10 protein-coding genes are annotated in these 13,624 nt (G+C 69.4%); 1 reads left to right on the top strand and 9 read right to left on the bottom strand.

Annotated features, from left to right (window positions below; genetic code table 11):
- Positions 1–59: 59 nt before the first annotated feature.
- The 6 genes from hflX to ACFVW8_RS09915 form a co-directional block, all read right to left on the bottom strand.
- Positions 60–1,580 carry a GTPase HflX gene (gene hflX, locus ACFVW8_RS09940; RefSeq protein ID WP_389687979.1) on the bottom strand — a complete coding sequence of 507 codons (1,521 nt, stop codon included), beginning with the start codon at positions 1,578–1,580 and terminating at the stop codon, positions 60–62.
- A gap of 133 nt (positions 1,581–1,713) precedes the next feature.
- The gene (locus ACFVW8_RS09935; RefSeq protein ID WP_389687977.1) at positions 1,714–3,174 is read right to left on the bottom strand and encodes a M1 family metallopeptidase; all 1,461 of its coding nucleotides are present in this window, start codon (positions 3,172–3,174) and stop codon (positions 1,714–1,716) included.
- Positions 3,175–3,282: 108 nt separating this feature from the next.
- Positions 3,283–5,418: a RelA/SpoT family protein gene (locus ACFVW8_RS09930; protein ID WP_389687975.1), complete on the bottom strand. Its 2,136-nt coding sequence runs from the start codon at positions 5,416–5,418 to the stop codon at positions 3,283–3,285.
- Between the two features lie 194 nt (positions 5,419–5,612).
- On the bottom strand, positions 5,613–6,509 hold the full coding sequence (gene dapF / locus ACFVW8_RS09925) for a diaminopimelate epimerase (RefSeq protein WP_389687973.1): 897 nt from the start codon (positions 6,507–6,509) through the stop codon (positions 5,613–5,615).
- A gap of 101 nt (positions 6,510–6,610) precedes the next feature.
- On the bottom strand, positions 6,611–7,051 hold the full coding sequence (locus tag ACFVW8_RS09920; RefSeq protein WP_389688036.1) for a hypothetical protein: 441 nt from the start codon (positions 7,049–7,051) through the stop codon (positions 6,611–6,613).
- Between the two features lie 509 nt (positions 7,052–7,560).
- Complete coding sequence (locus tag ACFVW8_RS09915; protein WP_389687971.1) at positions 7,561–9,441, bottom strand: hypothetical protein; 1,881 nt, start codon at positions 9,439–9,441, stop codon at positions 7,561–7,563.
- Between the two features lie 462 nt (positions 9,442–9,903).
- On the opposite strand from ACFVW8_RS09915, the gene ACFVW8_RS09910 reads away from it, so the two are divergent.
- On the top strand, positions 9,904–10,296 hold the full coding sequence (locus tag ACFVW8_RS09910; protein ID WP_389687969.1) for a hypothetical protein: 393 nt from the start codon (positions 9,904–9,906) through the stop codon (positions 10,294–10,296).
- A 112-nt stretch (positions 10,297–10,408) separates the two neighbouring features.
- Here ACFVW8_RS09910 and ACFVW8_RS09905 read toward each other — a convergent pair whose 3' ends face one another.
- From ACFVW8_RS09905 to ACFVW8_RS09895, 3 genes are read right to left on the bottom strand one after another with little or no spacing between them, the layout of a single operon-like run.
- Positions 10,409–11,635, bottom strand: a complete 1,227-nt coding sequence (locus tag ACFVW8_RS09905; RefSeq protein ID WP_389687967.1) for a lactonase family protein — start codon at positions 11,633–11,635, stop codon at positions 10,409–10,411.
- A 39-nt stretch (positions 11,636–11,674) separates the two neighbouring features.
- Positions 11,675–12,541, bottom strand: coding sequence for an ABC transporter permease (locus ACFVW8_RS09900; protein WP_389687965.1), 867 nt, complete (start codon positions 12,539–12,541; stop codon positions 11,675–11,677).
- 32 nt (positions 12,542–12,573) lie between these two features.
- Complete coding sequence (locus ACFVW8_RS09895) at positions 12,574–13,611, bottom strand: ABC transporter substrate-binding protein (protein ID WP_389687963.1); 1,038 nt, start codon at positions 13,609–13,611, stop codon at positions 12,574–12,576.
- Positions 13,612–13,624 lie beyond the last annotated feature (13 nt).

Genomic DNA, 13,624 nt, shown 5'->3' with positions numbered 1-13,624 from the left:
CCGACGGCCCGCTCCCTGTACGGGGGCGGGCCGTCGGCCTGTGCGGTGCTGCGCCGCGGTCAGTGCACCGCGGGCACGAACGTGGAGAGCTCCGAAGCGAGTTCCTCGTGCACCAGTGCCTTGAGCAGGGTGCCCTCCGGCAGGTGCTCCTCGGAGATCACCTCGCCCTCGGCGTGCACCCGGGAGACCAGGCCGCCCTGGGTGTAGGGCACGAGCGCCTCGATGTCGACCGAGGGGCGCGGCAGTTCGCTGTCGATGAGCGCCAGCAGCTCGTCGATACCGGCGCCGGTCCGCGCCGACACCGCGATGGCGTGCTTCTCGATGCGCATCAGCCGCTGGAGCACCAGCGGATCAGCCGCGTCCGCCTTGTTGATCACCACGATCTCGGGTACGTCCACCGCACCCACCTCGCGGATCACCTCACGCACGGCGGCCAGCTGCTCCTCCGGCACCGGGTGCGAGCCGTCCACCACGTGCAGGATCAGGTCGGATTCACCGACCTCCTCCATGGTGGAGCGGAACGCCTCGACGAGGTGGTGCGGCAGATGCCGCACGAACCCGACGGTGTCGGCCAGGGTGTAGATCCGGCCGCTGGGCGTCTCGGCCCGGCGCACGGTCGGGTCGAGGGTGGCGAACAGTGAGTTCTCCACCAGTACACCCGCGCCGGTCAGCCGGTTGAGGAGCGAGGACTTGCCGGCGTTGGTGTAGCCGGCGATGGCGACCGAAGGCACCTTGTTGCGCTTGCGCTCCTGGCGCTTGATCTCGCGGCCGGTCTTCATCTCCGCGATCTCCCGGCGCATCTTCGCCATCTTCTCGCGGATCCGTCGCCGGTCCGTCTCGATCTTGGTCTCACCGGGACCACGGGTCGCCATGCCGCCCCCGCCGCTGGAACCGCCGCCGCCCATCTGACGGGAGAGCGACTGACCCCAGCCGCGCAGTCGCGGCAGCATGTACTGCATCTGTGCCAGCGAGACCTGCGCCTTGCCCTCACGGGACTTGGCGTGCTGGGCGAAGATGTCGAGGATGAGGGCGGTCCTGTCGACCACCTTGACCTTGACGACATCCTCCAGGTGGATCAGCTGGCCGGGGCTGAGCTCACCGTCGCAGACGACGGTGTCGGCCCCGGTCTCGAGGACGATGTCGCGCAGCTCCAGGGCCTTGCCGGAACCGATGTAGGTGGCCGGGTCCGGCTTGTCCCGGCGCTGGAACACGGCGTCCAGCACCTGGGCCCCGGCCGTCTCGGCGAGGGCCGCCAGCTCGGCGAGTGAGATCTCCGCGTCGTGCACGGTCCCCGAGGTCCAGACACCGACCAGCACCACACGCTCCAGGCGCAGCTGTCGGTATTCGACCTCGGTAACGTCCTCGAGCTCGGTGGAGAGTCCTGCCACCCGCCGCAGTGCGGCGCGCTCGGAGCGGTCGAGCTGCTCGCCGTCCCGCTCTCCGTCGATCTCGTGGCTCCAGGCGACGTCCTCTTCCATCAGGGCGTCGGCCCGAAGGGGCTCGGTGAGGCTCTCGGTGACGTTCTCCGTGGCGCTCTGCGCATCCTGCGCGTCCTGGGGAAGGGAAGAAGAGGAGGTCATTGGATCCTTACGTCGATAGAAGTGGTCTGCAACAGTCACAACGTGTGACCTCCCCGGATGATTCCCTCAGGGGAAGTGCTCCGGCCCGGCCTCCGTGGCGACCTGTCGATAGTGGCATGGCCCGCCCGGCCCGTCACGCGGGTTTACCACCTGCCGGTGCGGTGCTGTGCCAGTCCGGGTGGCCCGGCATCGGCGGCGTGGTCGTCCCGTACAACCAGCCGTCGAAGAACGTGGTCAGGTCGCGTCCCGCGACCAGGGACGCCAGCGTGATGAAGTCCGCCGTGGCGGCGTTGGAGTCGCGGTGCTTGCGTACCCAGAGCCGCTCCAGCCGGTCGAAGGCGGTGTGTCCGATCTCCTGGCGGAGCGCGTAGAGGACCAGTGCGCTGCCGTCGTAGACCACCGGCCGGAACAGGCTGATCTTCTCGCCGGGTGCGGGTGCGTCGGGTCGCGCGGGCGGACCGCCCTCGGCCCGCCACCCGTCCGACCTGGCGTAGGCGTCGCGCATCCGGCTTTCGAGCGGCCTGTCGCCGTGCTCGGCCGCGTAGCGCGCCTCGTACCAGCTGGCGTGTCCCTCGTTGAGCCAGAGATCGGACCAGGTACGCGGCGAAACGCTGTCGCCGAACCACTGGTGTGCCATCTCGTGCACCATGACCGAGTCGACGTACCACTCGGGGAAGCCGCCGTCGGTGAACAGGCGGCGTTCGAAGAGCGACAGCGTCTGGGTCTCCAGCTCGAATCCGGTCTCCGTGTCGGCGATCAGCACGCCGTAGTTCTCGAAGGGGTAGCGGCCGACCTGCTTCTCCATCCACTCCAGCTGACCGGGCGTCTTCTTCAGCCAGGGTTCCAGCCGCTTCCGGTCGGCGGCCGGCACGACGTCACGGACGGGCAGTCCGTGCGGTCCGGTCCGCCGGACGACCGTGGATGTGCCGATGCTGACCTGGGCCAGTTCGGTGGCCATCGGGTGTTCGGTTCGGTAGGTCCAGGTGGTGCGTTCGCCGTGCCGGGTACGTCCGGTGCGCACCCCGTTGGCCACCACCGTCTTGTCCTCGGGGGCGGTGACCCGGAAGGTGAAGTACGCCTTGTCGGCCGGGTGGTCGTTGCTCGGGAAGACCCGGTGGCCGGCGTCGGCCTGGTTGGCCATGGCCAGGCCGTCGGCCGTCTGCACCCAGCCGCCGCTGTCCCGCTCCCCCTGGGGATCGCTGGTGTGCCGGACGGTGATCCGCAGCGGCACGCCGGCCGGGAGCCGGCCGGGGGTCTCGACGATCAGGTCCTCGTCCTCGACCGCGAAGTCGGCGCGCAGGCCGTTGACGGAGACGGAGTGCACGGTGCCCCGGGTGAAGTCGAGGTTGATCCGGTCCAGTGGCCCGGTCGTCCGCGCGTCGATCGTGGTGACGGCTTCCAGCGGTTCGCTGTTGCTGCCGCGGTAGTCGAGGCCGATGTCGTAGGCGAGTACGTCGTATCCGGGATTGCCCAGATGAGGGAAGAGCGGGTCGCCGATGCCGAGCGGCACCGGTGCGGGCAGGGTGGCGGCGACAAGGGTGGCCGATGCGGTGGCCAGCAGAGCGGCCCGCAGGCGGCGGGAGAGGAACGGCATGGACTACGGCTACCAGCGCCGCCCCGCCGTACCGGGACGGCGCGCGCCGTGCCACTCGAACGAGATCCGCGGCGGCGGACGACACCGGCGGCCCGGGAGGCCGCCGGGTCAGAGAGCGGGGGCCGGATGCTGGGCGCGGCTCACGTCGTACACCCCTGGCACATCCCGCATCGCGCGCATCAGCGAGGGCAGCCCTGCGGCATCGGGGAGTTGCAGGGTGTATGTGTGCCGTACGCGCTGTTCGCTCGGCGGTTCGACGGTGGCGGAGATGATCGCCGCGTCCGCCCCGGCGATCGCCTCGGTGAGATCGGCCAGCAGCCGGGGGCGTCCGAAGGACTCGGCGACCAGCGTCACCCGGCATTCGGAGGCGTCGCCCCAGCTCACCGCGACCGGTACCCGGCCGACGGCCTCCATGCGGACCGCCGCGGGACACTCCAGTCGGTGCACGGTGACGGTGCCGCCGCGCACGGTGAATCCGGTGACGTCGTCGGGCGGTACGGGGGTGCAGCAGCCGGCGAGCCGCACGGTGGCGTCCGCCCGCTCGACCAGGGCGCTCGCGGTGCGGCCGGCCGTCGTCCCCGCAGATCCGGGCTGCGCGGTCTGGGCGGGCTGGTCGGGCTGCGGGCCGGGGCCGCGGGCCGCTGGCCTGCTGCCGTGGGCGGCCTCGGCAGCCTGCGGATGGGCGTCGAGCCAGCCGGTGATGGCGATGCGGGCGGTGGGCGTCCGGGCGTGGTCGAGCCAGTCGGGCGACGGCCCCGAAGCGGCGTCCTCGGCAAGGAGCAGCTGCACGGTGTCGCCGTCGCCGAGCACCGTGCTGAGTGTGGCCAGCCGACCGTTCACCCGGGCCCCGATACAGGTGTGCGCCGCGTCCCCGTACTGCGCGTAGGCGGCGTCCACGCAGCTGGCGCCCGCGGGCAGACCGAGCGTGCCGCCGTCCGTGCGGAAGACGGTGATCTCGCGGTCCTGGGCGAGATCGGCGCGGAGTGTGGTCCAGAAGGTGTCGGGGTCGGTCGCGGACTGCTGCCACTGGAGGAGCCGGGACAGCCAGCCGGGCCGGGTCGGGTCCGCGCGTTCGCCGTCCGCCGGCTCGGCGCTCTGCGCGACGCTGTCCGCGGCGTACGGGTTGCCGAGCGCGATGACGCCCGCCTCGGCGACGTTGTGCATCCGGTGCGTACGGATGAGGACTTCGGCGACCTCGCCCTCCGGGCCCACCACCGCGGTGTGCAGGGACTGGTACAGGTTGAACTTGGGGGCCGCGATGAAGTCCTTGAACTCGGAGATCACCGGGGTGAAGCAGGTGTGGAGTTCACCGAGGACGGCGTAGCAGTCGGCGTCGTCGCCGACGAGCACCAGCAGCCGCCCGAAGTCGGTGCCGCGCAGTTCGCCGCGTTTGACGCTGACCCGGTGCACGGAGACGAAGTGCCGTGGCCTGACGAGGACTTCGGCGGCGATACCGGCCTCCCTGAGTACCGCGGCGACGTTCCCGGCGATAGCGGTGAGCGGGTCCGCCGCGGCTGTGGCGGCGGAGATCACGGCGCGGGTGTGTGCGTACTCCTCGGGGTGGAGGATCGCGAAGACGAGATCCTCCAGCTCGGTCTTGAGCGCCTGCACACCGAGCCGTTCCGCCAGCGGGATCAGCACGTCCCGGGTGACCTTCGCGATCCTGGCCTGCTTCTCGGGGCGCATCACGCCCAGCGTGCGCATGTTGTGCAGCCGGTCGGCGAGCTTGATCGACATCACCCGGACGTCGTCCCCGGTGGCCACGAGCATCTTGCGGAAGGTCTCGGGCTCGGCGGCGGCGCCGTAGTCGACCTTCTCCAGTTTCGTGACGCCGTCGACCAGGTAGCGGACCTCGTCGCCGAACTGCTCCCCCACCTCGTCGAGTGTGACTTCGGTGTCCTCGACCGTGTCATGGAGCAGGGACGCGGTCAGGGTCGTGGTCTCGGCGCCGAGTTCGGCGAGGATCAGGGTGACCGCGAGCGGGTGCGTGATGTACGGCTCGCCGCTCTTGCGCATCTGGCCGCGGTGCGAGGTCTCCGCGAGGACGTAGGCCCGGCGCAGAACGGACAGGTCGGCGTCCGGGTGGTGGGCCCGGTGGGCCTCGGCGACATGTCCGATGGCATCGGGCAGCCGGTCCCGGGAGACCGGGCCGAGCAGGGCGACCCGCCCCAGCCTGCGGAGATCGATCCGGGGACGGCCCCGCCTGCGGATGGGAGCACCTGGGTTGGTGGCCTCTGCGCTCATGGGGCACCTCCGGCAACGTCGACCGGCGGTGGGGAGGTGCGGTCGCGCCTCCGGGCCGGTGCTTGATGCTACCGACCCCACCACGTGGCGGGGTCCGCCTCTCGCCCAGCGTGAAACGGATCACCCATTCGAGCGAAGCTCCAGGGCGTGTCCGCCCCTGATCCGCGGGGCACGCCCCAGGGACGTCTCGCCGATCACGGTCGGGTCCGCGATGCCCGGCCCCAGGGCGTGTCTTCGAGCCAAGCCGGATCGATCGTGCCCTCGGCGACGATCACGGCCGGGCCGGTCATCTCGATCTCGCCGTCCGGGTGCTCGGTGATCACCAGCGTGCCGCCCGGAAGATCGACGGTGTACGTGACCGGGGCGCCCGTCCGCGCGGGGTCCACCGCGTCCCGGCGGGCCGCCGCGACGGCCACGGCACAGGCACCGGTGCCGCAGGACCGGGTCTCGCCCGAGCCTCGCTCATGGACACGCATCGCGACATGGCGCGGTCCGCGGTCCACGACGAATTCGATGTTGACCCCGTCGGGGTAGACCGCTGCCGGACCGAAGGACGGCTCGGAGAACAGATCACCGGCGTGGGCCAGGTCGTCGACGAAGGCGACGGCGTGCGGATTGCCCATGTTCACGTTGCCGGCCGCCCAGCTGCGCTCGCCGACGGTGACGGTGACACCGTCGGCGGGCAACTGCGCCCGGCCCATGGAGACGGTGATGTCGCCGTTCTTGGCGAGATGCACCTTCTTCACTCCGCCGCGGGTGGCGACTGCGACGTCGCCCTCCTCGATGGCGCCGGAGCGCTGGAGGTAGTGGGCGAAGACCCGTACGCCGTTGCCGCACATCTCGGCGATCGAACCGTCCGCGTTGCGGTAGTCCATGAACCACTCGGCCTCGTCGGCCATCGTTCGGGCCTCGGGGTGTGCGGCGGACCGCACGACGTGCAGCACCCCGTCGCCACCGATGCCCGCCCGGCGGTCGCAGAGCCGGGCGACGACGGACGCGGGCAGGTCGACGACGTTGTCCGGGTCCGGAACGATCACGAAGTCGTTCTCGGTGCCGTGGCCCTTGAGGAAAGCGATCTGCGAGATGGTCACAGGACAACTGTACGAGGGGACACCGACAGCGTCGCGACTCGGCCCGCCCGCACCGATCGGACAGGCGGCCTGCCGCAGGAGTGCGGGAGCCGGTCCGGGCGTCAGGTACGCAGCCGTGCCACGCGCCACACGGCCAGCGCTACCAGGGCCGCGCAGACCGCGACGTACAGCACGATCACACGCCAGTCGGGGCGCTCCCCCGAGCCCCTGGACGGCAGACCGGGCCAGGTGTGTCCCACGCGGCGGGCAGCCATCATGCCCCAGCCCGCGGCGCAGCAGCTGATCAACAGTCCCAGCATGGCGACGACCGCACCGCCGTCGCCGAACTCGAAGGCGAGCGGGAAGGCGAACATCAGCGATCCCATCGCGGCGAGTGTGACAATCGGCGCAAGCTGCCAGATGCGCAGGCGGCGCGCAGGGCGCAGCTCCACCTCGACCTCGGGGGTCACCTCGAGGTCGTCGGGCCCGTCGGGGCTCAAGCTTCCTGCCTCGTGCTGCGCGTCCGGTGCGTCCTGCTCTGTGTCGCGAGGGCCGGCCTCCATCGCCACGCGCCCTCCCAACTCGGACTCCACTGGTCGATCGATGCTCGATGATGGCACGCCCCAGGTCGCCGAACTGACGGGCAGGGCTTCCCGATGCCATCACGTGATCAGGCTGTTACAGCCCCGCTTCAGGGTTATGCAGGTCAGACGCCTGCTGCTGGTCGGCGAGTCAGCGAGAGGTCAGCAATAGCCCCAGGTCAGCGCCGGATTGAGCGGTCGCGACCGGCCCGAAGAAGGGCCATCTGAAGCATGTCGAACAAGCTTGCGCGGGGTATGGGGAGCTTCTTCGAGCCCTGCGGGTGCCGGCGACCCTCAAGCTGCCCGCGCTGCACGATCGGCTTCCGCGACACCCGGAGCGAGCAGGCCGAGGAGTCCGGCTTCCCCTCGTTGGGGCCACGACCGTCTCCTTCGACGCCGGGGCCGAGCGATTCGGTCGCCGCTGCCCAGTCGTCAGATGCGGGACGGGCAACGGTCGGGTCCGGGGCACGTACGCCGGCCCCGCCTTCCCGCTATCTGGAGAGGACATCCTGCGTGAGGTAGAGCGGCATCGAGTCCTCCCACTGGCTGTCGGTCAGCATCTTGTTGTCGGTGCCGTCCGCCTTCATGCTGAAGATCTGGCCGTAGGGCTGGAAGGTGTCGTCGTAGAGTGCGGCTTCCTCGCGGAAGCCGCACATGCCGCTGTTGTACAGAATGCGGCCGTCGTAGTTCCAGACCGCGTGACCGTCGTTCGCACCGCTGCTCGTGAGGATCTTCAGGCCGCTTCCGTCCGGCTTGATGGTGCATACGTCGAAGTTCGTGGGTCCAGTCTTCCGGGTGAAGAGGATGAGCTTGCCGTCCCAGGACCAGTCGGGCAGGTTGTCCGACTCCGTGGTCAGGACGGTTGTCGCCCCGGTCTTGAGGTCAAGGATGCGCAGACCCTTCTCCTCGCCCCACACGCGGTAGACAATCTTGTTGCCGTCCTGCGAGTAGCTCGGGAAGCCGGCGTTGGTCGAGCCGTCCGTGAGCACCTGGTGCGAGGATCCGTCGCTGGACACCCGGACCAGTACGGCAGTGGTTGTCGCGCGTGACTGGAACCAGCCGCCCAGACCGAACGCGATCCATGTGCCGTCGTGCGACCAGGTGGGCCGGAACGCGCCGCCCAGGCCGTGCTCGACGAGGACGGGGTCGAGGCCCGAGGTGGCAGTGTCGAAGACGACCTTCTGGTCCGACCCGTCCGGGCGCATGGTGACGATCGAGGAGTTGCCGAGCTGCTTGCTGGTGATCGCGAGACGCCCGTCCTTGGACAGCGCGGGGAAGACGTCGCAGAAGCGGTAGTCCCAGTCCGGGTCCCAGCTGTACAGCGGCTCGTCGAGGGTGCGTGTCGTGTGATCGAGCTTCTCGTAGATCACCGACGCCCCGTCCGGCGACCAGACCGGAGAGCGCAGTGCCCGCTTGACGGACGGCCGCGAACCGCCGGCGTAGGCCAGCCCTTCGTCGGCTCCGCCCTTGACGAGGTAGCCGATCTCGGTCGCGCTCACGTACTGCGGCGCGACCTTCAGGTTGGGACCGGAGGTGTGCTCGACGCGTGCGCCGGTCGCGACGTCCACCGAAACGATCTGGGATTCCACGGTCCCGATGGCCTCGGGGCGATGCGCACCCCAGGTTCCCTCGACGGTGATCTCGTAGAAGACGATCCGGGAGCCGTCGGGCGACCACTTCGGCGAGCCGAGGCAGTATCCGTCCCGGGTCGCGACCTGCCGGAAGCCGGTGCCGTCGGGCCGGATGACGTAGACGCTCAGCTCCTGCGTGTGCTCCCAGCCGGTGCCGTTGTCGTGGCCGCGCCACGTGGTGTTGCGGTCACTGGAGAAGGCGATCCACTGGCTGTCGGGCGACCAGGACGGACGGAAGTGGCCGTCGGGGCTTGCGGGGTCGCCGGCGAGGGCGGTCGTCCCGGTCAGGTTGGTCCGCTTGTTCGTGCTCAGGTCGAGCAGCCAGATGTGTGTCTTGTGGTCCCCGCTGGTGGATACGTAGGCCACCTTCTTGCCGTCCGGTGACGGAACGGCCCAGTCATTCATGGCCGAGCTCACCACCAGCGGCTGGACGCCCGATCCGTCGGTCTTGGCCCGGTAGAGACAAGAGTTCCCGTCGCCGGTGCGTTCGGATGTGAAGAACACCGATGCGCCGTCGGCGGAGAAGGCAGCGTGGTGATCGAATGCTGCGCTCTGCAGCAGCTCACGCTCGTTCGAACCGTCGGCGTTCGCTATGCACAGGGTGGAGCCGGACGGACCGATCCGGTTCATCAGCATCACCCCCTTCTTGCCGGAGGAGGCCGCCGCCACAGCGAAGGGATTGGGGAGGAGTGCGACTCCGGCGACGGCCGCACCGGCCGCGAGAAACGCTCGACGCTTCATGTCAGGTGACATAGCTGTCCGGGTCCTTTCGTTTTTTGGGGGACGCGCGACCGCACGGATGGATCACCGCGCACGACGTAGTCGCCGGCTCTGCGGGATGGCCATGCCAGCTGCGACTCAGCTTGGGTCCCAGGCGCCGCTCAGTTCGTAGGTCGCATGCGCCGCTCAGTTCGTAGGTCGCATGCGCCCGCCGCATGGATTGTCGAACAAGTTGGGCGTGAACGTAACACCGAGGAAATCCAACCACAAGAGATCCAGCGCAAACTGGGCACTCGAGGCACCTGACACATTGAGGCGGGCCCTTGATTGTCCAACAACTCTACTTCGCGGGGTTCGAACTTCACACCCAGAACCGGGCTCCCACACCTCCATGCCCGGCCTGGCGAGGGCTCGTTGAACTCTTGGTTCACGGAGTCGGGCGTTCGAGATACACCGAGGGAGAGGGCGATCCTGGGCGGGTTCATGGCGGTGCGACGTCCTCAGGTCACCACGCAGTCCCTGTCGGTGTCGGCGGTGTTCTGGGGAGTTCTGATCTGTGCCGCCGCCCTGGCTCCGAACCTGCCGCTGGCGCTGGCTGCCCTGCTGCTCGTCGGCGCAGGGTCGATCACGTTCAACTCGTCGGCCAAGACGCTCATGCAAGTCGGGGCCGCACCGCAGATGCGGGGGCGGGTGGTGTCCATCTGGACGATCGGCTGGATGGGCGGCACCGTCGTCGGCGCGCCCACCGTCGGGGCGGCCGGGGCGGTGAGCGGGCCCCGTAGCGTGCTCCTGGTCGGCGGGCTGGCCGCGGCAGCCGTTGGGATCACCATGCTCGCCATGTCCCGGTCCGTCCGCCGCACGGCCCGTGCTCATTGATCCGCCGCGGCCCGCGTCGGCACGGTGGTGGAGGGTCATGAACGTCACGGATGCCGCCGGGGCCGGTGAGGCCTGGCGGCATCCGTGACGTGCTCGGAGGCAGGTGATCCCCTCAGTGGCGCGCCGTGCGGACACTGATGCAGTCGGGATTGGGGATGTCGACAGAGGTCGCGGTGTCCGTGAGCTGCCCGGACCGGGGGTCCACCCGGAAGAGGTTGACCGTTCCGCTCGCTTCGTTCGCAACGAACAGCCACCGTCCCCCGGGGTGCAGTGAGAAGCTCCACGGTGTGACACCTCCGCACGGCAGGCGCTGGGCCTCGGTGAGCAGTCCGGTCCTCGGGTCGACCGAGAAGACGACCAGGGCGTTGTCGCCGCGGTTGGAGGTGTAGACGTGGCGGCCATCGCTGCTGACTGCCAGTTCGGCGGCGCTGGTGGTGCCGGAGTGGCCCGGGGCGTTCGTCGTCAGGAGCCGGCGAGGAGACAGTGCACCGGTGTGGGCGTCCCACCGCAGGACCTCGATGTCCGCCGTCAGCTCGTTCAGCAGATACACCGTCCGCCCGTTCGGGTGGAAGGCAAGGCGTCGCGGGCCCGATCCCGGTGCCGTCGCGTAGGAGCCGTCGCCGGGTGACAGCCGGTGTGTGTCCCGGTCGTAGCCCCGGACGAATACCCGGTCGGCGCCGAAGTCCGCGACCAGAGCGAACCTGCGGCTCGGGTCGATGACCACGTGGTGCGTGTGCGGACCGGCCTGGCGAGGGTTGGGCCCCGAGCCGGTGTCCTGCACGCTGGAGGCCACGGTACCCAGCCGGCCGTCGGAGCGGATGGGCACAGTCGCTGCGGAGCCGGTGGCGAAGTCGGCGACCAGGAGGGTGTCCGAGTCCGTGCTGAGCCCGATGTACGACAGTCCGCCGCTGCCGCCGGGGACGGCCTCCGTCTCGATCTCGCCGGTCTTCCGTAGAGCTCCCGAGGCGTCGTCGATACGGAAGGTGCGGATGAATCCGCCCGGCTCGCCGCCCGCTGCGTAGAGAACCGGGCGGGTCGGGTGTACCGCCACCCAGTTCGAGCTGACGTCCGCCACGACCCCTAGAGGGTTCATGGTCCCGCGGACGGAGTCGAACCGTACGGCGTGTACCTGGTTCTGCCCCCAGGTGCCGATGTAGAGCAGATCCTGGCTGTGGTGCCGTTCCGGTGAGGCAGCGGCTGATGTGCTGGAGAGCAGTGGCACGGCGGCTGCGGTCGACGCCGCGACGGCGGCCAGAACCGCCCTGCGGGAGGGTCTTCGGGCGGGCGACGTCTCCTCGCCCCGGATGGCGCCGGCTGAGACGTGCGGAGGTTCGTTCATCGGGGGAACTGTCCTTTCACATGTCGGTGAGGGTGCGGTTCAGCGCTTCGTCTGGGGCCGGCGGCGGGCCGCGAGGCCGAGGCGCTTGAGAGCGTAGGTGTCGAGGCCGCTGAGCACCCCGTTGAGAGACAGGGTCAGCACGACGAGGACGATGAGGCCGGCGAATTCGGAGGCCGCGTCGAGGTTCTGGGCGGCGGTGAACAGTTCATGGCCGACGCCCTCGGAGGAGGCGATGAACTCGCCACCGATGACGCCGAGGATGGCCAGGGGCCCGCCGGTCTTGAGGGCGGCGAAGAACGGCGCGGCGAGCGTCGGAATCGTCACGTAGCCCAGGACATGGTGCCTGTGCCCGCCCATCACCTGGACGACCTCGACGAGTTCGCGTTCGCGCATCCGCAGGCCGAGATAGATGTTGTAGAAGACCACGAAGGCGACACCGGTCATGGCAATGGTGATCTTCGACCAGGGGCCGATACCGAAGAACAGCAGGAACAGGGGGGCGAGTGCGATCTTCGGGATGCCGTTGACGGCCGCGACGAGTGGTTCGAGGACGCGCCCCAGGAGCGGGAAGGAGCCCAGTACGAGGCCCATGACCGTCCCTGCGGCGACGCCGAGACCGAAACCGGCCAGCACCTCCACGGTAGTCACCCTGATGTCGTTCCACCCGGCGGCGGAGCCGAGCATGTCCGTGAGTGCGTCGTACACCTCGGTGGGCTTGCTGACCGCGTACTCGGGTACGACAGGACCGCTCATCAGCTGCCACAGGACGAGGGCGGCCACGATCACCAGGATGCGCAGCGCGATGACAGAGCCCGTGCTCTGCCAGCCGGCGCCTGCCTTCTTGACCGGCCTTGCCGGCGTTTCGGGCTCGGGCTCGGTCACGGCTTTGCCGGTGACGGTTGCCATGGTCTTCTCCCTTCCGTTTGGGTTCGGCCGTCTCACGGCAGGTACGTGTTGGTCCAGTCGTCGGACGAGACGCTCGCGTCCGGCACCGCGCCTATGCCGTCCTTCACGAAAGCGACGGTCTTCTTCCATCCCGCGGCATCCATCTTTGCGGTCTTGGGCCAGTCCACCTCCGACACGGCTGCGCTCAGCACGTCGTCGGGCGTGCCCGGCAGGCTCTCCCGCGCCGCGGCCATGACGGCCTTGTCGTTGGAGGCGTGGGTGTCGAGGTAGGTGGTCGCCTCCTGTACGGCTGTGGCGAATCCCTTGACCAGGGTGGAATTGCTCTTCGCATAGTCCTTCTTCGCGACCACGACCTGGCCGTATCCGGCCTGCCCGGCGCCCCACTCGGGAACCTTCTTGGGGTTGGCCACCACGATGCCGTCACCTTCGTGCTGGACCTGGAGCGGGATCGGCTCCGAGGTGATGAACCAGTCGACCTCGCCCTTGGTGAGTGCGGCCTTGTCGGCGGCCGGGCTGGGCAGCGACACCCACTTCAGCTTGGCCGGGTCGACACCGTGCGCCTTGAGGAAGATTCCCGCTTCGGCCTTGGTGTTCGCGGAGCTGGCGCCGGCCGTCGAGTCGGCCAGCGCCTTGGCCACCTCGCCCGCCGGGCTGCTCGCGGTCAGGCTGTGCTTCTTGGCGAACGCGGTGCTGACGACGATTCCGAGCGGGTTCCCTCCGCCGTTCGTGGCGACCGACAGCTCCGGCAGGCCCTTGCTGAGGCCGGCGAGGAAACTGGTCGGGCTGGAGTTGAGGAACTGCACCGAATTCGACTGGAGGGCCGAGGTGCCCGTGGCGGCGGTCAGCGTCACGTACTTGATCTTGATGTTCTGCTTGTCGAAGTAGCCGGCCTCGTCCGCCAGGCGGATGGACAGGTCGAAGACGTTGCCGCTGACGCCGACCGAGACGGTCGTCTTGCCGTCCGAGCCGACCGACGACGAGCCGTCGTTGCCGCAGGCGGTCAGGAGCGCAGCGCCGGAGATCACGGAGATGGCCAGTGCGAGGGACGAGCGGTTGGTGCGGTGGCTCATGGGAACTCCTTTG

The sequence above is a fragment of the Streptomyces sp. NPDC058221 genome (assembly GCF_042882365.1).
In the GTDB taxonomy this organism is placed as follows: Bacteria; Actinomycetota; Actinomycetes; order Streptomycetales; family Streptomycetaceae; genus Streptomyces.
This window is presented reverse-complemented; position numbering and strand designations above follow the sequence as displayed.